Origin of the sequence: Collinsella sp. Sow4_E3 (assembly GCF_052116285.1) — a bacterium.
Lineage (GTDB): Bacteria > Actinomycetota > Coriobacteriia > Coriobacteriales > Coriobacteriaceae > Collinsella.
Genome location: NZ_JBQKLJ010000001.1, coordinates 428,153 through 451,233 on the forward strand (window position 1 = coordinate 428,153; position 23,081 = coordinate 451,233).

At 58.7% G+C, this 23,081-nt stretch carries 19 protein-coding genes and 1 pseudogene; 10 read left to right on the forward strand and 10 right to left on the reverse strand.

The window, feature by feature from the left end; all coding sequences use genetic code 11:
* Positions 1-235 precede the first annotated feature (235 nt).
* Together ACTQ48_RS01770 and ACTQ48_RS01775 are read right to left on the reverse strand one after the other, a co-directional pair.
* Positions 236-1,240: a GGGtGRT protein gene (locus tag ACTQ48_RS01770; protein ID WP_154518278.1), complete on the reverse strand. Its 1,005-nt coding sequence runs from the start codon at positions 1,238-1,240 to the stop codon at positions 236-238.
* 18 nt (positions 1,241-1,258) lie between these two features.
* Positions 1,259-1,993, reverse strand: a complete 735-nt coding sequence (locus tag ACTQ48_RS01775) for an iron-sulfur cluster assembly scaffold protein (protein WP_006235554.1) — start codon at positions 1,991-1,993, stop codon at positions 1,259-1,261.
* A gap of 403 nt (positions 1,994-2,396) precedes the next feature.
* Here ACTQ48_RS01775 and ACTQ48_RS01780 point away from each other — a divergent pair, with 403 nt between their 5' ends.
* Positions 2,397-3,209, forward strand: a complete 813-nt coding sequence (locus tag ACTQ48_RS01780) for a transposase (protein WP_441569973.1) — start codon at positions 2,397-2,399, stop codon at positions 3,207-3,209.
* Positions 3,210-3,843: 634 nt separating this feature from the next.
* Here the strand turns inward: ACTQ48_RS01780 and sufU are convergent.
* Genes sufU through sufC form a run of 5 tightly spaced genes read right to left on the reverse strand, consistent with a single transcriptional unit; the run spans position 3,844 to position 9,197 of the window.
* Positions 3,844-4,278 carry a Fe-S cluster assembly sulfur transfer protein SufU gene (gene sufU, locus ACTQ48_RS01785; protein WP_441569974.1) on the reverse strand — a complete coding sequence of 145 codons (435 nt, stop codon included), beginning with the start codon at positions 4,276-4,278 and terminating at the stop codon, positions 3,844-3,846.
* A complete protein-coding gene (locus ACTQ48_RS01790; RefSeq protein ID WP_441569975.1) occupies positions 4,271-5,596 on the reverse strand; it encodes an aminotransferase class V-fold PLP-dependent enzyme in 1,326 nt (441 codons plus the stop codon). Before ACTQ48_RS01790 ends, sufU begins: the two co-directional genes overlap by 8 nt.
* A complete protein-coding gene (locus ACTQ48_RS01795; RefSeq protein WP_441569976.1) occupies positions 5,593-6,972 on the reverse strand; it encodes a SufB/SufD family protein in 1,380 nt (459 codons plus the stop codon). The genes ACTQ48_RS01790 and ACTQ48_RS01795 overlap by 4 nt, the downstream gene beginning before the upstream one ends.
* Entirely contained in the window at positions 6,972-8,384 is a 1,413-nt protein-coding gene (gene sufB / locus ACTQ48_RS01800; RefSeq protein ID WP_117854891.1) for a Fe-S cluster assembly protein SufB, read from the reverse strand. Before sufB ends, ACTQ48_RS01795 begins: the two co-directional genes overlap by 1 nt.
* A gap of 12 nt (positions 8,385-8,396) precedes the next feature.
* The gene (gene sufC / locus ACTQ48_RS01805) at positions 8,397-9,197 is read right to left on the reverse strand and encodes a Fe-S cluster assembly ATPase SufC (RefSeq protein ID WP_427718800.1); all 801 of its coding nucleotides are present in this window, start codon (positions 9,195-9,197) and stop codon (positions 8,397-8,399) included.
* A gap of 223 nt (positions 9,198-9,420) precedes the next feature.
* On the opposite strand from sufC, the gene ACTQ48_RS01810 reads away from it, so the two are divergent.
* The 3 genes from ACTQ48_RS01810 to ACTQ48_RS01820 all read left to right on the forward strand — a co-directional run bounded on the left by ACTQ48_RS01810 (position 9,421) and on the right by ACTQ48_RS01820 (position 13,641).
* A complete protein-coding gene (locus ACTQ48_RS01810; RefSeq protein ID WP_154518293.1) occupies positions 9,421-9,852 on the forward strand; it encodes an RrF2 family transcriptional regulator in 432 nt (143 codons plus the stop codon).
* Positions 9,853-9,990: 138 nt separating this feature from the next.
* On the forward strand, positions 9,991-11,640 hold the full coding sequence (locus tag ACTQ48_RS01815; protein WP_441569977.1) for a hypothetical protein: 1,650 nt from the start codon (positions 9,991-9,993) through the stop codon (positions 11,638-11,640).
* A gap of 204 nt (positions 11,641-11,844) precedes the next feature.
* Positions 11,845-13,641 (forward strand): AAA family ATPase, encoded by a 1,797-nt coding sequence (locus tag ACTQ48_RS01820; RefSeq protein WP_441569978.1) that lies wholly within the window; start codon positions 11,845-11,847, stop codon positions 13,639-13,641.
* A gap of 11 nt (positions 13,642-13,652) precedes the next feature.
* Here the strand turns inward: ACTQ48_RS01820 and ACTQ48_RS01825 are convergent, their stop codons facing one another.
* Positions 13,653-14,672 (reverse strand): glycosyltransferase, encoded by a 1,020-nt coding sequence (locus tag ACTQ48_RS01825; RefSeq protein WP_441569979.1) that lies wholly within the window; start codon positions 14,670-14,672, stop codon positions 13,653-13,655.
* Between the two features lie 255 nt (positions 14,673-14,927).
* Here ACTQ48_RS01825 and ACTQ48_RS01830 point away from each other — a divergent pair, with 255 nt between their 5' ends.
* From ACTQ48_RS01830 to ACTQ48_RS01855, 6 genes are all read left to right on the forward strand, one after another.
* Positions 14,928-16,031: a glycosyltransferase gene (locus ACTQ48_RS01830; RefSeq protein WP_441569980.1), complete on the forward strand. Its 1,104-nt coding sequence runs from the start codon at positions 14,928-14,930 to the stop codon at positions 16,029-16,031.
* A gap of 6 nt (positions 16,032-16,037) precedes the next feature.
* Entirely contained in the window at positions 16,038-17,078 is a 1,041-nt protein-coding gene (locus ACTQ48_RS01835) for a glycosyltransferase family 2 protein (RefSeq protein ID WP_441569981.1), read from the forward strand.
* A gap of 74 nt (positions 17,079-17,152) precedes the next feature.
* Positions 17,153-18,271 (forward strand): glycosyltransferase family 2 protein, encoded by a 1,119-nt coding sequence (locus ACTQ48_RS01840; RefSeq protein ID WP_441569982.1) that lies wholly within the window; start codon positions 17,153-17,155, stop codon positions 18,269-18,271.
* Positions 18,272-18,283: 12 nt separating this feature from the next.
* Positions 18,284-19,351, forward strand: a complete 1,068-nt coding sequence (locus ACTQ48_RS01845; protein WP_441569983.1) for a glycosyltransferase — start codon at positions 18,284-18,286, stop codon at positions 19,349-19,351.
* Positions 19,352-21,838, forward strand: coding sequence for a glycosyltransferase family 2 protein (locus ACTQ48_RS01850; protein WP_441569984.1), 2,487 nt, complete (start codon positions 19,352-19,354; stop codon positions 21,836-21,838).
* A 225-nt stretch (positions 21,839-22,063) separates the two neighbouring features.
* Complete coding sequence (locus tag ACTQ48_RS01855; RefSeq protein ID WP_441569985.1) at positions 22,064-22,597, forward strand: hypothetical protein; 534 nt, start codon at positions 22,064-22,066, stop codon at positions 22,595-22,597.
* 14 nt (positions 22,598-22,611) lie between these two features.
* On the opposite strand, the pseudogene ACTQ48_RS01860 reads toward ACTQ48_RS01855, so the two are convergent.
* A pseudogene (locus ACTQ48_RS01860) lies at positions 22,612-22,794 on the reverse strand (DUF2304 family protein); the annotation flags it as partial.
* Positions 22,795-22,845: 51 nt separating this feature from the next.
* Positions 22,846-23,013, reverse strand: a complete 168-nt coding sequence (locus ACTQ48_RS01865; RefSeq protein ID WP_441569986.1) for a hypothetical protein — start codon at positions 23,011-23,013, stop codon at positions 22,846-22,848.
* Positions 23,014-23,081: the final 68 nt, after the last annotated feature.

Here is a 23,081-nt window from a genome sequence, read left to right on the forward strand (position 1 = left end):
GTTTGAGCGGTCACCCCCCAACCATACCGAGAATCACAAAATTAAAACCGCAGGTAGACTGCTTATTGGTTTTCAAGAAACCCAGCTATGGTCGACCTGCGCGGGTTAAACGTAGTAGATGGGCCGTTTTCGTGGAGCAATCCAAAGCGATTGGCTGTTTTGGAATAAAAAAGAGCCGCTACCCGGGTGGATAGCGGCTCCGAAGCTCAACTATATGAGCATCGCGCGGGCGCGATTAGGCCTTGAGGGCCTCCTCGACGGCGACAGCGCAGGCGACGGTGGCACCGACCATGGGGTTGTTGCCCATGCCGATGAGACCCATCATGTCGACGTGCGCAGGCACGGAGGAAGAACCGGCGAACTGGGCGTCGGAGTGCATACGGCCCATGGTGTCGGTCATGCCGTAGGAGGCAGGGCCGGCGCCCATGTTGTCCGGGTGCAGGGTACGGCCAGTGCCGCCACCAGAGGCGACGGAGAAGTACTTCTTGCCAGCCTCGATGCGCTCCTTCTTGTAGGTGCCAGCGACGGGGTGCTGGAAGCGCGTGGGGTTGGTGGAGTTGCCGGTGATCGAGATGTCGACGTTCTCGTGCCACATGATGGCAACGCCCTCACGGACGTCGTCGGAGCCGTAGCAGTTAACGGCAGCACGGGGACCATCGGAGTAGGGGATGGTCTCGACGACCTTGAGCTCGCCCGTGTAGTAGTCGAACTGGGTCTTCACGTAGGTGAAGCCGTTGATGCGGGCGATGATCTGGGCGGCGTCCTTGCCCAGACCGTTGAGGATAACGCGCAGCGGCTTCTTGCGAGCCTTGTTGGCGTTCAGGGCCAGGCCGATAGCGCCCTCAGCGGCAGCGAAGGACTCGTGGCCGGCCAGGAAGGCGAAGCACTCGGTGTCGTCGGAGAGTAGCATAGCGCCCAGGTTGCCGTGGCCCAGACCGACCTTGCGGTCCTCGGCGACGGAGCCGGGAACGGTGAAGGCCTGGATGCCCTCGCCGATGATGGCGGCAGCCTCAGAAGCGTTCTTGGCGCCACGCTTGACAGCGAGAGCGCAGCCGAGGGTGTAGGCCCACTCGGCGTTCTGGAAGGCGATGGACTGGGTGTTGTTGACGATCTCACGCGGGTTGAAGCCCTTGTCGGTGCAGATCTGCAGAGCTTCCTCGAGGGAGGCGATGCCGTTGTCGGCGAGGCACTTGTTGATCTTGTCAGCGCGGCGCTCGTAACCTTCGAACGTAACAGTCATAGTTATTTCCCTCCCTTTCTACTCGTGAACCGGGAACACGCTGGCGACGGAGTGAGTCTCCTCGTCGGTGCGCGGGTCGATGTACTTGGCAGCGTTCTCCCACTGACCATAGTGGCCCATGGCGCCAGCGATGGCCTCCTCGGGGGTCTTGCCGGCCTTGACGGCGTCGGTGAACTTACCGAGGTTCAGGAACTCGAACGCGATGATCTCGTTCTTGTCGTTGAGAGCCATGCGGGTGACGTAGCCCTGAGCGAGCTCGAGGTAACGAGCGCCCTTGGCCTTGGTGCCGAACATGGTGCCGACCTGAGAGCGAAGGCCCTTGCCGAGGTCGTCGAGGGAGGCGCCCACGGGCAGGCCGCCCTCGGAGAACGCGGTCTGGCTGCGGCCGTAAACGATCTGCAGGAAGATCTCGCGCATAGCAACGTTGATGGCGTCGCAGACGAGGTCGGTGTTGAGGGCCTCGAGGATGGTCTTGCCGGGAAGGATCTCGGAAGCCATGGCAGCAGAGTGGGTCATGCCCGAGCAGCCGATGGTCTCAACGAGGGCCTCCTCGATGATGCCGTCCTTGACGTTCAGCGTGAGCTTGCAGGCGCCCTGCTGAGGTGCGCACCAACCCACACCGTGCGTAAGACCGGAGATGTCGGAAATCTCCTTAGCCTGGACCCACTTGCCCTCCTCGGGGATGGGTGCGGGGCCGTGGTATGCACCCTTGGCAACGGGGCACATGTTCTCCACTTCCTGTGAGTACTGCATGCCTCTCCTCTCTATCGTGTTGGCGTCCCGTCTGGAGGTCGTGGCTGGTGATTGCCGGGCGACCCTTCGAAAGGGACATGACATGCAGCCCCTATAATACCGCGAAATGCACGGAATATTCGGCGAACGGCGCAGTTTTCGTAACGAGAAGCGCGGAACTTTCAATTAAAACGATTTAACAAGCTTGGTTGCGGTTATGCGATACGTTATAGGGGGTCAGTTCTGGTCAAGTTATTGGTTAGTTCTTGCCCATGTTGCGGTGTCTAGCCTGTGGTTATGATGCCATTCGCCGTCGGTTTGCCGCCTTTTACCGTCGACGGGTGCCATTTTGCGTGAATGTTTTGATGGCACGTTTCAATCGTGATGTATTGGATGGTAAGCAGGTCCCGGCGAAGGGAGCGCCATGCAGCGTGTTTGGAAAACGATCACCGGTTTTTACCATGTCTGTGCCCGCGGTATGGGCAGTCAGCTGATCTTTGAGAGCGACGAGGACCGGTGGGAGTTTTTGGAGCTGATGCGCGACTGCTGCCGCGATGCCCAGGTAACGATTGTGGCGTGGTGCCTCATGGGCGACCATGTGGATCTGGTACTTTTGGATTATGAGGACAACATGAGTGCAGCCATGCAACGCCTGCTGTTGACGTATGCTCGTCGGTTCAATAGGCGTACTGGGCGTTCGGGCTGCCTGTTCCGGGAACGTTTTGAGCGCTGTTCGCTCGATACCGACCGGCAGGTGATTGAGGCTGTTCGCTCCGTTCACGCCGATCCGCAGGATGCGGGCATCAACCTAATTGAGCGTTATCCCTGGAGCAGCTTTGCGGAGCATCTGCGCGTTTACGACGGCGACGAGGCAGATGCTACGAGGGGATTTTCCGATCCTTCTTGCGTGCTTGAGCTTTTTGGTTCTGCCAAGGCCTTTATTGCCTATTCGCTTTCGACGCCCGACGGCGGCGATCCGGCGATGCGCGATTTGGTAGAGATGGAGTTGGAGCGGCGCGCCTTTGCCGACGAGTTGGCGAAGGGATGCGGGGTTGCGCTCCAGGGGGTTAAAGCGGCGCCGCCGGCGCAGCGCAATATCGTTATTCTTGGATTGCACGATGCTGGTTTTACGGTGCGCCAGATTGAGCGGTATACGGGGATAAGCAAAAGTACCGCTTCTCGTATTGTGCGCGCCCGTGCTCGAACGGCGGTGCGGACTGATGACAGCCTGGGATAGGGCTGTCTGCCCACTGGGACCATCATTCTAAATGCTTGGACGTTAACTACACTTCTAAATATGCATAGAATGATTGCCGTCTTGCATAAAACAATAGCTCAGTCCGGTTTTGCCCGTGCCTACCCCCGTCCACGCCGTGCAAAATAGCGGAGTTTTCAGCATCGTAGTGCTGTCGGAACTGCTATAACCTTGCAACTTGCGGGCCCCGAGACAATTATTTGTCTGCCAATACGCCCCGAAGCACGCGTTTGCGTCCCCGTAGACCGTAATGCCTGTTCTAAAACGCAATATATACGCGCCCGAAGGCGCTAATTTATGCTCGTGATTTGTATGCACATAGCTTGGCGTGCTGAATACTCGCAAAAATGCACGCCGCACCCTAGGGGACCCGTCTGCGGCAGGCAGGAGGCGAGCCGGAGCCTAGTAGGACGGTGCCTGGCGCTTTGCTCGGCGTGCCCCGTGGCCCTGTGGCAAGCCTTTGGTACTGTGAAAAACGCTTGTGCTTGCGGTTGGCCGTGCGATAAATGACAGATTGGGTGCCGGAAGCGTGGCTGCGCGTGCGCTCGTTATGAAAAAGCCGAGCCGCCCGTATCGGGCGGCTCGGCAATCAAAAACCTTGGATTCGGGGCATCCGTTACTGGTTAGCCTGACCCTCGAGCATGCCGTCGAGAGTTCGCCATGCGAGCTCAGCGCATTTGACGCGGGCGGGCATGTGCGAGATGTCCTGGAGCTGGGCGGCCTCGTCCAGGTCTTCCAGGTCCTCCTCTGAGAGCTTCTCGCCGCGGATCATAGCGAGAAAGAGTCCTGCCAGACGACGAGCCTCCTCGACCGTTTCGCCCGTGATGAGGTCGGCCATGATGTCGGCGCTGGCCTGGCTGATGGCGCAGCCGTGCCCGGTAAAGGAAGCCTCCTCGATTACATCGTTCTCGACACGCAGCTGCAGGGTGAGCTCATCGCCGCAGCTGGGGTTGATGCCGTCGTGCTCGTGCGTGGGGGCATCCATCTCGTACTTGTAGTCGGGGTGGGAGTTGTGCTCCATAAACGTGGTGGAGGTGTACAGATTACCCATTGAACGTGCTCCAAACGTGATACAGGCCGGCGATGAACTTATCGATATCGGCCTTGTCGTTGTAGAAGGCCACGCTGGCGCGGCAGCAGGCAAGGTTCTCGACGCCCAGCCAGGTGAGCAGCGGCTGCGCGCAGTGGTGACCGGCACGGATGCAGACGCCGTCCATGTCCATGATGCTCGCGACGTCGTGCGGGTGGATGCCCTTGACGTTAAAGCTGACGACTCCGTGGTGGTTGTCCCAATAGATGGAGCCGATGATCTGGACAAAGTCGAGCTGCATGAGCTCGCCCATCAGGTAGTGGACGAGTGCCTGCTCTCGTGCCTGGATGTTTTCGTAGCCCACCGTGTTGACCAGGTAATCAAGCGCCACGCCCGTGGCGAAGATGCCGGCGGCGTCCTGCGTGCCGGCCTCGAACTTCTCGGGGACGGGCGCCCAGACGGCGTCCTGCTCGGTGACCGAATCGATCATCTCGCCACCGGTAAGCATGGGCGGCATGGCGTTGAGCAGATCCATCTTGCCCCACAGCACGCCAATGCCCATGGGGCCCATGGCCTTGTGCGCGCTAAAGGCAAAGAAGTCGGCTCCCAGATCGGCCACATCGACCGGCATGTGCGGCAGCGACTGCGCGCCGTCGACGACCAGATAGCCGCCGTACTTGTGCACGAGCTTGCCGAGATTCTTAACCGGGTTCTCGACGCCCAGCACGTTAGAGACCTGACCCACGGCCAAGATTTTGGTCTTGGGGCCCACCTTGGATAGAACCTCCTCGGTCGTGAGCTGGCCGGTCTTGGTGGGGTAGAGGTAGACGAGCTTGGCGCCGGTCTCGCGGCAGACCTGCTGCCACGGAATCAGGTTGGAGTGGTGCTCCATGATGGTGATGACGACCTCGTCTCCCGGTTCGAGCACCGTGGGCGCAAAGCTCTTGGCGACCAGGTTGAGCGACTCGCTCGTGTTGCGGGTGAAGACGATCTCGTTGGCCTGGGAGGCGCCGATGAGATCGGCGATCTGCTGGCGGACCTTGGCGATGGCCTCGGTGGCCTCGACGGACAGCGAGTACAGGCCGCGCAGGGGGTTGGCGTTCATGCGCTGGTAGAAGTCGCGCTCGGCGTCGAGCACGCAGGCGGGGCGCTGCGCGGTGGCGGCGCTATCGAGGAAGGCGATCTCGGGGTGTTGTTGGAACAGCGGGAACTGCGCCTTGTAGGGATTGATCTCGATGTCGACGGTAGGCCAGCCGCGCGAGGCCTCATCGCTGGCGTCGAACTCCATGGGCTCGGGGGCAGTACAGGTATCGCATTTAACGTGCTCGGTGTCGATCATGCGAGCTCCTCCTCAAAGTTATCGATCAGGTTGTTGCCCAAGCGGACGACGGCGGCGCGGGTGCGCTCGTCAGTGGTGGAAAGTGCGGCGTCCTCCAGCTTGGCACGGATGAACAGGTCCTCGGCGGCGTTTTGGTCAAGGCCGCGGCAGGCGAGGTAGAACAGCTGCTCGTCACGGACGTGGCCGATGGTGGCGCCGTGGTTGCCGGCGACGTCGTCCTCGTCGCAGAGGATGACGGGAACGGTCTTGTTGTCGACGCCCTTGTTGGCCAAGAGCACCGTCTCGCGCTCGGTGCCGACGGCACCCTTGCAGCCGTGCACGAGGTCGATGGTGCCGCGGTAGACCTTCTTGGACGTGCCGGTCAGCACGCCGTTGGCATCGATTTCGCACTCGGTCTTGCGGCCGCGGTGACGAAGCTCGTAGTTAAAGTCGCGCACCTGCTGGCGGGCACCCAGGTAATCGGTATCGATCATCACCTTGGCGGTGTCGCCCAGCAGGTCGCCGGCAAGGCCGGTGGCGCTGGCGCCGGCACCCAGTACGGTGTGCTGCACGTTGACGCGCGCGCCCTCGTCCAGGAACAGGCCGGTGTCGTCGAGTGCGATCCAGCTGTCGTCGAGCGTCTGCGTGCAGGTCACGTTGACGGTGGCGTACTCGTGAGCGCACACGCGCAGCACGGAGCCCACGACGCCCTCGCCGGTAACGGGGGAGTCCAGAGCGATCTGCAAGTCGAGTATTGCCTGCGGACGGGCGACAACGTCGATGGCGGCGATGGCAGCGGCGGCATCGACGCCGCTCACGCGCACGGTGACCGTGGCACGGCCGTAGGCGGGCACATCGATGACGATACGCTTGGTGGCATGGTCGGCCAGGTAGGTGTAGGCAGCCTCGCCCATGCCGGTCTCGAAGGCCTCGGCAGGGGAGAGCTCCTCCTCGAGCTTGATGGCGCCGGCCTGGTAGACGGAAGTGGCGGGCACGTCGAGCTCGGTCTCGGGCGTGATGCGGGCGCGGTCGGCGGCGTCGCCGGGGGCAGAGGCGCGGCGCTCGGGGAAGCGCTCGGCCATGGCGTCCATGGCGGCGTCGAAGGCGTCGGCCGCGCCATGGATCTGCTCGTCCAGGCCCTCGACCTCAACGGCCTCGGCGGGAGCGGAGGCAAGTTCGTCCGAAAGCTCGAGCTTGGTTTGGTTCATCTTGAGCCAGCCCCATGTGGCGGCCGGCATCGCGTTGACGCCCCCGATCTCCTGCAGCACGCCGTCTCGGGGCTCCGACCCTCCTCGCGTACCTTTAGTACGCGTCGTCGGGCTCGTCGCTCCCGATACGTCGCACTGCAGAAGCTCGGATGACGTAAATGCGTTCGGCGTGTTCGTGGTCTGATTCATTATCCGATCGCTCCTTCCATCTCGAGCTTGATCAGGTTGTTCATCTCGACGGCGTACTCAAGCGGCAGCTCCTTGGAGACCGGGTTGGCAAAGCCGTTGACGATCATGGTGCGGGCCTCTTCCTCCGAGATGCCGCGGCTCATCAGGTAGAACACCTTGTCGTCGCCGATGCGACCGATGGTGGCCTCGTGGCCGATGTCGACGTTCTTGGCGCGGATGTCCATGGCGGGGATGGTGTCGGAGCGGCTTTGGTCGTCGAGCATGAGCGACTGGCAGCTCACGGTTGCCTTGGAACCCTCGGCCTTAGGCGTGGCCACGATAGAGCTGCGGAAGGTCTGGATGCCGCCGCTCTTGGAGATGCCCTTGGTCTCGACGGTCGCCGAGGTATCGGGCGCGTTGAGTACGACTTTGCAGCCGGTATCGAGGTTCTGGCCGGCGCCGGCAAAGGTGATGCCGGTAAAGCTCGAGCGGGCGCGGCGGCCGTTGAGCACGCTCATGGGGTAGAGGTAGCCCACGTGGCTGCCGAAGGAGCCGCTGATCCACTCGATGTCGCCGTCCTCGTCCACGCGCGCACGCTTGGTGTTGAGGTTATACATGTTCTTGGACCAGTTCTCGATGGTCGAGTAGCGCAGGTGTGCGCGCTTGCCCACAAAGAGCTCCACAGCGCCGGCGTGGAGGTTGGCCACGTTGTACTTAGGCGCGGAGCAGCCCTCGATAAAGTGCAGGTCGGCGTCGTCCTCGACGATGATGAGCGTGTGCTCAAACTGGCCGGCGCCCTTGGCGTTGAGGCGGAAGTAGCTCTGCAGCGGAAAATCGAGCTTGGTGCCCTTGGGCACGTAGACAAACGAGCCGCCCGACCATACTGCGCCGTGCAGGGCCGCAAACTTGTGGTCGGTGGGCGGGATGAGCGTCATAAACTTTTCGTGGATGAGCGGTTCCCACTGCGGGTCGTGCAGAGCCTCCTCGATGCCGGAGTAGACGATGCCCATTTTGGACGCGGTGTCCTGCATGTTGTGGTAGACGAGCTCGGAGTCGTACTGCGCGCCGACGCCCGCCAGGTAGCTGCGCTCGGCCTCGGGGATGCCCAGGCGCTCAAAGGTGTTCTTGATGTCGTCGGGCACCGACTCCCAGTCGTGCTTTTGGTCGGTGTTGGGCTTGACGTAGGTGACGATGTTGTCCATGTCCAGACCCTCGATGGAGGGGCCCCACGTTGGGTCGGGAAAACGGTTGAAGATCTCGAGGGACTTGAGGCGCAGGTCGAGCATCCACTGCGGCTCGTCCTTTTTGGCGCTGATCTCGCGCACGATGTCGGGCGTGATGCCGGCGTCGAGGCGCTCGAATCCCTCCTCGCCATAGGTGAAGTCGTAGAGGCTGCGGTCGATGTCCGCGACCTCGGTGCGGTTCTTGGTCATTGCGTCGCCCCTTTACGCCTGCTGTTCGGCAGCGGCGGCCTCGGCCTGGGCGCGCTGCTCGGCGGCCTCGCGCTCGAAGGCCTCAAAGCCGTTCTTGTCGATCCAGGGGATCAGCGAGGCGTCGTCCTCGCGCACGATGTGGCCCTTGACCATAACGTGGACGCGGTCGACATCCAGGTGCTCCAGGATGCGCGTGTTGTGCGTGATGATGAGCATGGAACCGTTGCAGCTCTTGCGGTAGGCGTCCATGCCGTGGCTGACGGTGGACAGGGCGTCGACGTCCAGGCCGGAGTCGGTCTCGTCCAGGATGGCGAGTTTGGGCTGCAGCAGCAGAAGCTGGAGCATCTCGACCTTCTTTTTCTCGCCGCCCGAGAAGCCTACGCCCAGCTCGCGGTTGAGGTAAGCGGTATCCATGTTGAGCTCGGCCGCGAGCTCCTTGACGCGACGGCGGAATTCCTTGCCCTTCATCTCCAGGCCGGGGCGGCCGGCGATGCTGGCGCGCAAAAAGCTCGACAGCGGCACGCCCGGGATCTCGACCGGAGCCTGGAAGCTCAGGAACAGGCCGGCGCGCGAACGCTTGTCGGTGGTGAGCTCGGTGATGTCCTGGCCGTCAAAGACGATGCGCCCGTTCTGCACGGTATAGACGGGATCGCCCATGACCAAGTGGCCGAGGGTGGACTTGCCGGCGCCGTTGGGCCCCATCAGCACATGGGTCTCGCCGGCGGCGACGTTGAGGTTGACGTTGTGGAGGATGGTCTTCTCGTCCACGGAGGCGGTCAGACCTTCGATGGAAAGCAGCGGATTTGCGCTCATGCTGTCCCTCTCTGTTTATGGTGTACTCATAGGTGTACTAAACCCTAGGAATCTTCTCGGAATAAAGTTACTATGGGTTCGGCGTTAGTCAAGGGAAAACCCGACTAATCCACTCGACTTTTCAGATGTGGGACATAATAGTCGGGATTGTCTGTCCCACACGCTTGGCATCTGGGGCAAACTCTGCTGATGATTTTTTCTCAAGCGCACCGGGAGGGTAGGTATGCTCATTTCTTCTAAGGGCCGCTATGCCCTCCGTTTGATGATTTATATCGCGGCGCTCGGTGACGCCGAGGGCAAAATCGCCCTGCGCGAGATTGCCGACCGTGAGCATATTTCGCAAAAGTATTTGGAGCAGCTGGTCCGTCCGCTTATGAAGGCGGGCCTGCTCAAGAGTGTGCGCGGTAAGGGCGGCGGCTACATGATGGCCGTGGACCCGGCCGAGGTGCGAGCCGGCGATATACTGCGCGCCGTCGAGGGCAGCACGGCGCCCGTCGCGTGCGATGGCATCGATAACAACTGCACTCGCAGCGATCTGTGCTCTACTGTGAAGTTCTGGCGCGGTCTGGACGACGTGATTGAAAAGTACGTCGACGGCGTGACGTTGGCCGACTTGGCGGCCGTGCCCGAGATTAACTTCGATATCAAGCTGTAACTCGAGCGCAATTCCTTAAGATTTCGCGGAGGGCGTTACCGTCTGTCGAGTTGTTGTTGTACGACATCGGTCTTGCTGCGATACTTAAATCTATCTTTGCAAACTGCACTTTAACTACACCAATGCAAGGAGGATCTTATGCAGCCCAAGCATTCTGCGATTGTTGCCGGATTGACGCTGGCTCTTTCGTTTGGCGCCGTTGCCGCGCCCGCGCCCGCTGCTGCGGATGAGCCCACGCCGGGCGTTGCCTCGGATGCCACCGATATCGATAAGGGCCTTTATACCCAGCAGTCTTTCTCGGGCGTGCTGAGGTCGGTCCAAGGCGTCTCGTTTGTCAATGTGACCAGCGAGATGAAGTACTTTACCAAGTATGAGAGCCACGGCAACTATAACCAGGGCTTTTCGTACGGCGATGGTTACAACGCTCTCGGTTACTACCAGTTCGATCGACGCTGGTCGCTCATCCCGTTTATGAAGCAGGTCTATAACTACAATCCTGCCAAGTACGGCATGCTTAAGTCTGCAATCGACCGCGGGAGCGATATCTCCAACGCAAGCAACCCCATGTATTCCAATGGCCAGCTGACGGAGCTGGGCCGTATTGCACAGGAGGCCTTCCAGGGCGCCTATAACGCCGATCCGGCTGAGTTCTCGGCGCTGCAAGATTCATATGCATACAACTCCTATTACGCGGTGACCGAGGCCTGGCTCAAGAGCGCGCTTGGTATTGATATCTCTGGCCGCGCCGATTGCGTCAAGGGTATGGTGTGGAGCATCACCAACATGTGCGGCACCTATGGCTGCCAGGACTTTTTCCGCTGGGCAAATCTTACAAACGATATGACCGACCGTGAATTTGTGACGGCGCTTTCCAGCAGCGTGGTCAATAACGTTGCCCGTAAGTACTCGAGCCAGCCGCAATATCACGAGGGCTGGAAGAACCGTTACAAGAACGAGCTTAAGGATTGCCTGGTCTATATTACCGAGGACGAGGCCGCGGCGACGCCGCCGGTCGAGCCTGAACCCGAGCCTGAGCCCAAGCCCGTGACTCCAGCGCCTAGCCAGGCGCCCGCCGCTCCCGTTGCTCCCTCTGGGCCTAGTGCCGATACCAATGGTGCTGACGAGGATACCGTCGATACTCCTTCGAACGATGCCGGAGCAAGCGATGGAAATGGCGATGTCGCTTCGGCCGGTAGCGCGGGGTCTGCCTCGCCTTCGAATTTCGCAGATGCTGCAGCAGGGTCTGGTTCTCCCGCCGGCGGATCGACTGCCGGTTCGAGCGACTCGTCGACGAATGACAAACCCTCTGCGAGCGAACAGCTTGGCTCCATGTTTGGCTCCTCGCTGATGTCTGGCATCAACAGCAGCTCGTCTTCCAAGAAGGATGGCTCCGACCAGGGCGCTACGGAAAAGACCGAAGAAGCTAAAGGCGATTCGAAGGACGAGGGTTCTAAGGAGTCCGATTCCGACCAAGGCGCGGAATCAGACGGTGCGGAATCGAAGGATCCCCGCCTTGATAAGGATGGCAAGCACACGGACGACAATGGGTCCAAGGGCCTGGTTGATGATGCCGCCGACCAGAACCAGGGTAAGACCAAGGTTGTGACTGCTTCAGCCACGACGACTGAGTCCTCTAAGGGCAGCATGCCCAAGACGGGTGACTTGATTTTGATGGCGAGCCTTGCCAGCGCGAGCTTGGCCACATTGGGCGCTACGTCTATTGTGAGCGGTAAGCATAAACTTGACCAGCAAAACAAAGACGCTGCGGAGAAAGACGCCCAAAAGTAGGCTCTCAGCGAGTGTTTTGCCTTAGGGATTGAAATAGGGGCCCGATGCGATAGCACCGGACCCCTATTTGTTGCGAATCGTTTTGTTATGCCCCCCCTTTATGGAGCCACATCTGCCGTTACCCGAATCATTTGTTGAACTACAAAATTGTTATCAAGATGGTCGCTAAAATGGCATCGTTATTCTAAAAGGGGAGATAAAACGGTGTCTGAACAGGCAATGTATGATATTGATAACACCTTTGGCGTGAAGTTGCTCAATCCCGTCGGAAATGCTGTTCTGCCGATTGATATTCATGATTTTGCCGACGCCGCCGATCATTGTGTTTTAGTTGATAAGACCATGTTTATTGCCGATATCTTAGATTGCGAATCGACTGTGGCGCTCTGTTGTCGGCCTCATGGTTTTGGCAAGAGTATGAACCTCTCCATGCTCAAATGTTATCTGGAGCGTCCTGTGCCCGGCTCGTCTAACGTCAATCTCTTCATCGGTAGCCAAATATGGGACGCAGAAGATGGCATCTATCGTGATGAGTATGCACGTTATCCGGTCATTGCTTTGGATTTTTCTGCTTCCTCCTATCGAGGCGCCGATGCCGAGGCCGCCATGCGCGATGCCGTCGCTCGTGAGTGCGCTCGTCTGTTGCCGCTGCTGGAAGTTCCCGATTTAGCGCGCGGCGACGTGCGCCATATCGAGCGCGTAGCGCGCGGTGTTGCCGCTCCTGATGAGATCGATTCGGCTCTTGGCGTGTTAATCGAGCTCCTCCGTATGGCATGTGATGAACAGGTTGTGATGCTGGTTGATGGGTATGACGCGGCGTTTTCGAATCATATGCAGGTGCAGGCCGCCTATGGCTCGTGCTTTATCGAGTTGCTTGACCGCCTGCTCTTTGACGGCATTGTCGCCTCGACCGATTCTTTGCGGCTGGTTTGCTTGATGGGGGAGCGACCCGGCCCCGCACGGGCGGCACTTGCGCATCGCAACTGCCCGTATTGTTTGGCTTCGCCCTTGTCGAGCTGGTGCGATCGCCGCTTTGGTTTTTCGGATGCCGAAAACAGGGCGCTGCTAGATTACACTGGCCAGAGCGACAGACTGGCTTGCGCACGCGAATGGTTCGAAGGCTACCGGTTTGGCGGGTTCTATTGTTCGAACCCGGCTCGCGTGGTTGAGTTCTTGGCTCGGGGCTGCCTGCCGCCAACGCGCTTTGACGTATGTTGCTATGCCGATTGTCTGAACGAGACTGTGGGCGCCTGGGATTTAAGATGGCTTGCGGCAATGTTTGATTTGCTTAATCCGTATGGCTGTGTTGAGGCGCCACTGTGCATAGACGCCGTGAAGCCTGATGCCGGTACATCGGAAGGTATTTGGACCGATTTGTATTTGAGTGGACTCCTGACGACAGATGCGACTGATCGCCAGACGGACGGCAGTCTGCCCCGCGCCCTGCGCCTTCCCAATAACGAGCTCCGGTATGCGCTGCGTCTTGTGATTATCGAATGGTTCGAGTGCGCTGTCGAGAGTGCCGAGACTATCGATGATTTCCAAGAGGCTCTTTGCCGCGGAGACGAGCGTGCAGTTAGGCGAGCTTTGGACGTAATTATTAATGATTTGGGCGTCGATGGAGACGAGTCGGATTTGCTACTGGCTTTTCGTTTGGCACTGCAGGGTCTTTGTTTTGGGTTGCCTGGATATGCCGACCCTGTTACAAAACGAGCGCACGGTTCGGAGTTTGGGGGTTTCCAGGTGTTTCCGACCGCCAATACCTTTGATGCGGCGGATACACTTGGCATATTGGATAGCCGCCCGCTGATCTCGGTCAGCATGCTGTACGACCCCGATGTCGATGCGTTGGGCCTAGAGCTTCTGTCAGTGCAGGCATTGCTCGATATCGAACGGAGCGGTCTCGACGACATTCGCGTGCCGCGTCCTGCCGTGGGCCGCATGCGCTGGGGGTTTGGCTTTGATGGACAACGAGTTGCCGTCGCATGTCAGAAGTTATAGGAGGGCCGGCTTTACTCGGTTTCCTTCATGGGCGGCATGGGCTTCCAGTTGGGGTCGCGTATGATCTTGCGGGCATCCTTCATGCCGCGGCGCAGCGCCGGAATGCCGGTCTTAAAGCACTTGTCGACGGCGGCAAGGCGGATAAACTCCTTGCAGAAGGTCGCCACATTGCCCAAACGGAACAAAATAGGGTGGTAATCACCGTAGATCTGCATGTAGCGGGCCAAATAGCCGCGATTGCGCATGATGTAGTAGCGGTTGGTGTCGCTCGTGGAGTTGAGCTGGCGTTTGCCGGCGATATCCCAGTTGGAGACGGCGCGGGCGCGCTTAAGCACCACATCGGCGACTACGACGGCAGGGAAGTGTTGGCTGGCGACATAGCCATAGCAGGCGTCATCGCCGTAGATAAAGAAACGAGCGTCGGGCAGGCCGATCTTGTCGACAACACGGCGCGAGAACAGGCCTCCCTCAAAGCACAGCTGGTTCATGGCGCGATAGCCCTCGGGGCCCAGGTCCCACTTAGCGATGGGGTTGGGGATACCAAGCGAAAGGATGAGCTGATACTGCCAAAAGAAGGCACCGCCGTCAAAGTCCAGGCGCGAACCCTGGATAACGTCGTAGCGGTCGGTCCACTTGGCCAGGCGCTCGATGCCCTCCGGGATGACGAGCACGTCGTCGTCCATCACCCAAAACCACTGGGCGCCCAGATCGTAGGCGCACTTGGTGCCGGCGGAGAAGCCGCCCGCACCGCCGCCGTTTTCGAGCTGCGGGGCGTAGATAACGCGGTCGGTGCCGCCCTGCGCGTCGGGCTGATCGGCGTCGATGCCCCACAGGTTGGCGAGGCGCTCGTTAAACGCCGCGCACATGGCCTTGGTCTCGCACGAATTCTCGTTATCGACAATCACGATGCGCCAGGGCGTTGCCGTGAGCTCGGTCATGGAGTCGAACAGGTTGGCCAGGAGTTCCTGACGCTTGTACGTGACGACGACGATGGCGAGCTTGTCGATGGGAGCGGGGAGGGTAGAAGTCATGGGGAATATATCCTTTCACGCGCGGCGGGCGAGCGCTGCGCGGAAGCTATCGAATGCGTCCGTTGGACGGCACCTATTGTAAAGGGTCGCTGCGCCATGTAGGCAAGGTTTGAATAAAACGCAGGAACCTGATATGTGCGCGACGAGTGGCGTGGGGCTGCTTTGCCCGTAAGAGGCTCCATAGATTATATAAACGCCCGCGGGCTGGACGACCCTTTGATACCATTAACGACAGGTATTTCCTAAGGAGCACATTTGTCTACTAATTCTTCTGGCAGCCCCGTCCTGTCGCTGCTAATTCCCATCTACAACGTTGAGCGCTACCTGCACGAGTGCCTCGATTCCGCCGTGGCGCAGACGCTCAAGGATATTGAGATCATCTGTATCAACGACGGCTCTACCGACAACTCGTCGGCGATTATCCGCGAGTACATGGAGCGCGACGCGCGTGTGAAGATGATCGATAAGGCCAACAGCGGCTACGGCGATTCGATGAACCGCGGGCTGGATATGGCGCGCGGCAAGTACGTGGGCATTCTAGAGTCCGATGACTTTATGGCGCCCGATGCGCTGGAGAAGCTGGTCTTGGCAGCCGAGAGCAGTAACGCCGACTTTGCGAAGGCGAATTTTGACTTCTACTGGTCTAAGCCCGAGGAGCGCCGCTCGCTGCACGAGATGTTTAAGGCAAGGGACTGTGACAAGCCGGTGCATCCGAGCGACACGACGCAGTTCTTTAAGCAAAAGCCGTCGATTTGGTCGGCCGTGTACCGTCGCGATTTTCTTGAGCGCAACGGCATCAAGTTCTTGCCGACTCCGGGGGCATCCTTTCAGGACACGTCGTTTGCCTTTAAGGTGATCGCGTGTGCCGATAAGGCTATTTACCTGCATGATGCCGTGCTGTCGTATCGCCAGGACAACGAGAATTCCTCGGTTAATTCTTCAGCCAAGGTCTTTTGCGTCAATACCGAGTATGCCGAGATCGAGCGTTGGATTCGAGAGGATTATGCTCGCGACCACGCAAGTGATGACGTCGCCCGCATGCTCAAGTTCAATCAGCTCATTAAGTACGATTCGTACATGTGGAACTACGTGCGCCTGGCGCCCAAATTCTATAAGGAGTTCCTGGTTCAGATGGCCAAGGAATTTCAGGCGGCCTTGGACGCGGGGGATTTTTCGCTTGACGACCTCAAGCCGTGGAAGCGCGCGAATCTTGCTGCCATCCTCAAAGATCCTGAGGGCTGGGTTGACGAGCATCCGAGTTTTGCGACGGATGGTGCCTTGGGGCGTGCCAAGTACTACGCATCGGTTGGAGGCCCTGGCGTGGTCGCCGCCTTTCTCATCGAATCGCTGAGGGGGTAGATCGGCATGGGAGAGGCCACGAGCCCCAAAGCGACTATTGTCGTTCCCGTATACAACTCGGCACGCTCGATTCGGCGATGCCTCGATTCGCTGTTGGCGCAGTCGGAGCGCTCGATTCAGGTTATCTGCGTTAACGACGGGTCCGCAGATGGCTCGCTAAGCGTCTTGCGCCAGATTGCCCATACCGACGGCCGTGTGCTGGTGATTGACCAAGAAAACGCTGGCGTCTCGTGCGCTCGAAATGCCGGTATCGATGCGGCCGAGGGCGAGGTCGTCTTTTTTGTGGACGCCGACGATTACATCGACGCCCAGACGGTCGACTGCGTGCTGCAGGCCATGGCGTCCGCGGATGCCGAGGTTGCCGTTTTTGGCGGCGTCTGCGAGCCGTCCGACGCCGCACCCAAACGCGTCCAGCAACTCATGGGTCCCAAAGCTAGTACCTTCGGCGCTCGTGATCCCCAGCTGCTGTTCCATGCGAATGCGCAGCCGTATGCGTGCCGTGCGGCTTTTTCGCGCGAGCTGCTCAATCGCGAAGGCATTCGCTTTGCTCCCGGCTTGGCCTTGGGCGAGGACGTCGTCTTCCAATTTGCGGCCTATGCGCTTGCCCGCAAGACCGTTGTCATGCCGGACAAGTTCTACCACTACGTGATGGAGAACGACTCGGCAACGCACGAGTTCAACAGCGCCGAGGCCCGCGCTAAAAAGCTCGACGCCCATATGAGGATGCTCGAGGAGGTCTTTAAGGATTGGGCTGCCTACGGTCTTTTGGACTTGTGTCCCGGCGAGCTGATCACTTGGTTTTTGGACCTCATTGTGTTCGACCTGGCACGCTTGGATGCCGATGACTTCCATCGCGTGGCGGCTCGCGTCAACATGGACCTCACGACGTTTTTGGGATCGGAGTGGGCGGATATGCCTGCTCAGGGCGCCGTTCGCCGTGTTGCCCATAAGCTCGTAGCGGCGACCTCGGGCGTTTCGATGGCAGATGCCACGCTGTTCTATCTTTCGACCCGCGGTCTTAAGGCCTGCCTGGAACGCTTTATCTAATTCTGGGCGCTGCCGCCCGCCGCAACTCGGCTGCTAAAATAACCCTGTTACACGCTATTCAACAGGAGGTTCTCTTGCAGAACTCTGATACCCCTAAAGTTTCGCTGCTTGTTCCCATCTGCAATGTTGAGCGCTACCTGCGCGAGTGCCTCGATTCCGCCGTGGCGCAGACGCTCAAGGACATTGAGATCATTTGCATCAACGACGGCTCTACCGATAGCTCGCCGGATATCATCCGCGAGTACATGGAGCGCGACCCCCGTGTAAAGATGATCGACAAGGCCAACAGCGGCTACGGCGACTCGATGAATCGCGGCCTGGAGATGGCACGCGGCGAGTACGTGGGCATCCTTGAGTCCGACGACTTTATGTTTGAGGATTCGCTCCAAAAGCTGGTCGCCAAGGCCGATGCTGAGCATGCCGATGTCGTTAAGGGCGACTTTTACTTGTACTGGTCTGCGCCCAGCGAGCGCCGTGAGCTGTTTGGGATTATCGACGAGCATATGACGGGCGCCGCGTATCGCCCCGCCGATCGTCCGGGTATCTTCTACCGCAAGCCTTCCATTTGGTCTGCCATCTATCGACGCGAGTTCCTTAACGACAATCAGATTCGGTTTCTTCCCACGCCGGGTGCCTCGTATCAGGATGCGGGTTTTAACTTTAAGGTCTGGGCATGCGCCGAGCGTGCCGCGTTTATTGCGGACCCCATTTTGTGCTATCGCCAGGATAACGAGAAGAGCTCCGTTAATTCGCCCAACAAGGTATTTTGCGTGTGCGACGAATATGCCGAGATGCAGCGCTTTTTGGATGAACGCCCCGAGCTTAAGGCTCGGCTTCAGGGCATTTTAATGCGCATGAAGGTCGATACGTACCGTTGGAATGATGAGCGTTTGGTCGATGGGCTGCGCGAGCAGTTTTGGGAGAAGGCGTCGCCCGAGCTCAAGGCCGATTGGGATGCCGGTCGCTTTGACCTGTCGCTGTTCGATCCGCGCGGCGAGACCGACTTGCGTTTGATGGTCAAGTCGCCCCGCGCCTATATCGATTCGCGCTTTGATTTTAAGAAGCCCGGCAAGCTCAATACATTTAAGCACTACTTTAAGATCGGCGGCCTGCCGCTGGTCTGGCGCGTGCTGACGTATCAGCGCGCCTATGGCGATAACCCGCATCCCGATGACGTGCCGGCGGCACAGTAGGAGCGCGTGATTATGGTTACCCCTAAGATTTCCGTTGTCGTTCCCATCTACAAGGTGGAGGATTGTCTGGCATGGTGCCTGGACTCCCTGCTCGCGCAGGATATGCCCGATTGGGAAGGTGTGCTGGTTAACGATGGCTCGCCGGACGGGTCGCGCGATATCGCCGCTGCCTATTGCGAAAAGGATACGCGCTTTAAGCTGGTCGATAAGCCCAACGGTGGTCTGTCGAGCGCCCGCAATGCGGGCATCGCTGCGTCCTTGGCTCCTATCGTAGCGTTCCTGGATTCTGACGACCGCTTTACGTCCGATGCGTGCCGCGTGATCGTCGATGCCTTTGAGCGCGAGGACTGCGACGTTTTGACCTTTGGCGCAAACCCGTATCCGCTCGACGCGGGGTATCCGTGGCTTAACTATGTGCTGAGTCCACGCGACGTTTCGTTTGAGGGCTATAGCTCCGACCTGCTGTTTAAGGAAGCGTCTCGCCCTTTTGCATGGCGCACCGCCTGCAAGCGCGCTTTTTTGCTGGGTAGCGGGATCGTGTTTGATGAAACCGTTAAGTATGGCGAGGACCAGGTCTTCGATTTTGCCGTCTATGGTCGTTCGCGCAAGACTGCGCTTATCTCGAACAAGCTGTACGACTACCGCGTGGCGCGCAAGGGTTCGCTCATGGACACCATGCGCTACGACGACGAGACACGTCTGCTGGAGCACGTGAAGATTTACTCCGCGGTGCTGGCTGACTGGCGGCGCCACGGTCTCGATGCCCAGCATGCCGATGACCTGGCGTACTTTCTATGCGATCTGGTGCTGTACGATGCGCTCAGGCTGTTGGGTACGGACTGCGGCAAGGTGTTTGCTGCCGTTGCCACGGCGCTTGCCGGTTCTGCCGTGGGCAGCGATGCTGCGCTCGCACAATGCGCTCCTTCTGTTGCCGCTATGGTGCGTGCGGCGCTTGTCGGTAAGGCTCCTGCTGCTCGTTCGCGCAAAAAACTCATGTTCGATTACGACGTCTTGAGGTTTGGGCGCCTGGGCGCGTGCAAGCGCATGGCTGCGAACGCTCTGGGAAAGCGAGAAGTGTAGATGAGTATCAAGCGTTTGGCGCTTTGCCGCAGTCAGGGTCGTCTGTTTGTCCTGCTTCGCTTTGTCGGCCAGGATATCGCGGGGCTTATTGAGCAGGAGGGTTCCCAGGCCTTTGCTCACGCGACGACCAATCGCGCTTGCGTGCCGTCTTTGGCACTGCCGGTCGATCATGGCCGCGTGCTTGCGCTTTGCCCCTCCGTTGCCGATTATGAGCGTGAGCTCGTCGTCTTGGTGCTTCCGTTTATGGACGGCTCTACAATTGACGTCTCATTTGCGTCCGGCGGCAAAAGGCTGGGCTCTCTTCGCCTTGATAGTCGTATTGCCAAGCTGGAATCTAAGATTAACTACAAAGCAAAGCCTGCGATGTGCGCGCTTATCCGCGATGCGCAGCGCGGCGAGTGCTGCGGTCGCTACGAGATCGATGCCGTTCGTTATTTACCGGCAGATGAGGGCGCCGTCTGGCGCTATGAGGTAAAGTGGGCGGGAGATCCCCAGTGCGTCCCTGGGCTCCAGATCTTCGATACGCACATGAATACGATTGATGCCACCGTGCATGTGTTTGAGTCGCAGGTCGATGTTCTCCAGCAAAACGGTTGTCGCGTCAATAAAACGTATCTGAGCGTGGAGATGCCCGAGGATATACGAGATTTTGTCGCGATTGCGGCTGATCCCACGGGCCAAATCCAGAGTGGGTTTTGCGCTATGGATGGCCGCCTGTACAACGGCATGGTCGACGACAGTTGGAACCGCATGAAAGATGCGCGTGCGGATGACGCTGCTTATCGATGCTGGTTTGAGCAGCATCGCGCAAGGCCGGGCGACCTGGCGTGCCAGTGCGTCGTCGCGGCGGCATTCGCCTACCGACCGCTCGTGAGCATTGTGGTGCCGTGCTACAAGACCGATCGGGTTTACCTGCGTGAGCTGCTGGACTCGGTGCTATCTCAGAGCTATGACAACTGGGAATTGCTGCTTATGGACGCCTCGCCCGAATGGGATGCGGTGGCCAAGCTTGCGGCCGACGCCAATGACGAGCGGGTTCATCGTATTGAGCTGCCTGGCAACGGCGGCATTGTGCTCAACACCAACGCTGGCATTCAACAAGCGTCGGGCGACTACATCGCATTTTTGGACCATGACGACATTCTGGAGCCGGATGCGTTGTTCCACTATGTCGCCGCGTTGAACAAGGCGGCAGAGGGGGAGCGTCCGCAGGTCCTGTTCTGTGACGAGGACATGTTTCAGAAAACGGGGGAGTGGGGTCAGCCGGTCTTTAAGACGCGGCTCAACGTCGACCTGCTCTATAGCCATAACTGCGTGACGCATTTTCTGATGGTGGAGAAGGCGCTTATCGATCGCATTGGCATGTCGCCGGAAGACGTCGCGGGCGCCCAGGATTATGATCTGACGCTTCGCTGCCTTGCATCGGGTGCACGGTTTGAGCATATTGTCCACGTGCTGTATCACTGGCGCGTGCATTCCGGTTTCACCGCCGATGGCTCTGCCGACAGCAAGCCGTATGCCATAGAGGCCGGGCGTCTTGCGCTTCAGCGCCACTTTAACGCACTGGGCGTTCATGGAGCGGTCGAGGAGACCGAGACGCCGTTTGTCTACCGCATGCGCTATGCGCTGCCGGAGTCTGCGCCGTTGGTGAGCATTGTGATTCCCACCAAGGACCACGTCGAGACGCTCGATGCCTGCGTGATGTCGATCGCCCAAAAGGCCATGTATGCCAACTATGAGATCGTCTTGGTGGAGAATAACAGCGAAGATCCGGAGACGTTTGCGTATTACGAAACCCTGCCGGAGCGCGTGGCCGCAGTATCCGAAGGCAAAGGTAGCGCACGCGTCGTATACTGGCCGGGTGAGTTCAATTACTCCCAGATCATCAACTTTGGCGTTGAGCATGCCAAGGGCGATTATCTGCTGCTGCTGAACAACGATACCGAGGTCGTAAGCCCGGACTTTATTGAAGAGATGATGGGCTATCTGCAGCGTCCCGATGTGGGCGTGGTGGGTGCCAAGCTCTACTTTGCCGATCATCTGGTGCAACATGCCGGCATTTTGGTCGGTGTGCGCGGCGCACTTGCCCATGCCAACCAGAACTTCTCGGCAAAGCGCGAGGGCTATCTTGCCCGCGCCGCACGTCCGGGTAACTTTAGCGCCGTAACAGGTGCCTGCCAGATGGTCCGACGCGACGTGTTTGAGCAGGTCGGAGGCTACAACGAGGAATTCGCCGTCGGCTTTAACGATGCGGACTTTTGCCTGCGCACGTGGGAGGCGGGCTACCGCACCATCTTTTCGCCCTATGCCGAGCTGTACCACTACGAGTTCACCTCGCGCGGCAGGGAAGAGGCCAACGAGGAAAAACTGCGCCGCTGGAAGCGTGAACAGGCGCTGTTCATGCAGCGCTGGCCGGAGTTCTTCTTGACGGGCGATCCGTGGTTGGGGCCGAATTTATCCGCTGAGAGCGAGTATTTCTCGTATTAAGGCAATGGTTTTTAGGAAGTCCTTAACTTTCTTTCGCTACGAGCTTGGAAGAAAGCAACGTTGGACTACTTATTAAGACGAATTACGAAAGGTCGATACTTTCGCGATAAGTTTATACACGCTTATATAACTCGATATTATCCGATATAAGTAGATATCGCACTTGCCTTTGCCGGCTTACCCGCCGGCGTTATGGATCTTATTAACGGCAAGGCGCTTACGTTCTTGCGTCGTGCCCTCCCCGAAGATCTGGCGCCTATCAACCAGGTGGAGGTAGCGCTCTCTATGGGCGATAGCTTTGTCGCGACTGGTTTGACCATAGAGGACGATCTTCTGTCGAGAGCCGCTAAGGCCACTAAGGGCTATGCCTATCTGGTGCAACTGGTCGGTTATTCCATTTGGCAGCGCGCCGACTTGCATCGTGCCAAAAGTTCCATTGTGAGCGAGCGCGACGTCACCGAAGGCATTGCGCTGGCAGAGGCTCGTTTTCACGATTTTGTTCACGAGCCCGCGATTTCCGGACTGGGGCTCAACGATATCAAATACCTTTTGGCCATGTGCGATGATAAACAACAGTCAAAATTGTCTGAGATTGCTAAGCGCTTGGGTAAAAAGACCAATGAGATCAGCTCTATTAGGGCCAAATTGCTACAAAGAGAGGTTATTCAGGCGCCGCAGAGGGGTTACGTGCAGTTTGCTGTGCCGGACCTAGACATCTACCTGCGAGAAAACGCCGAGGAGATTCTCGAGCGGTACTAATCTAATTGAAACTTTTATTTTCCCGCAGTTCGCGCTTCATGATCCTTAAGCGCAAGCGTTTGAGTGAGGGTCGTTAGCTTTTTCTTGAGTGTGGCGATCTTGAGGTCTTGGGTAAAGACACGGGCGAGCATGATGATGCCGCAGAAGTAGGCAAAGTTGGAAGCCGACTCAAAGCCAAACAGCTTGGAACAAAAATGACGATATTGGGGAAGGTTTTAATCCTTTTGCTAGCTTGAATTAACGGATGGCTAGATTACCTTGTGACGGGCCTGTTTTAGCCAACTCTTTTTGAAGTTTCCCGAACCGCCGATGAATTTATTGTTGGTCTCACCGTTTCCCTTTGCGGCATACTGTACCGCGGCAAGTTCGATAGGGTAGAGGTAGTCCGCCGCCTGTTCCGGTCGGTAATCGACCATGGAGGTCTTCCGTCGCTCGATGACACCCTTAGATAAACAAATGAGGCATAGCGGATAGGAAGACGGCG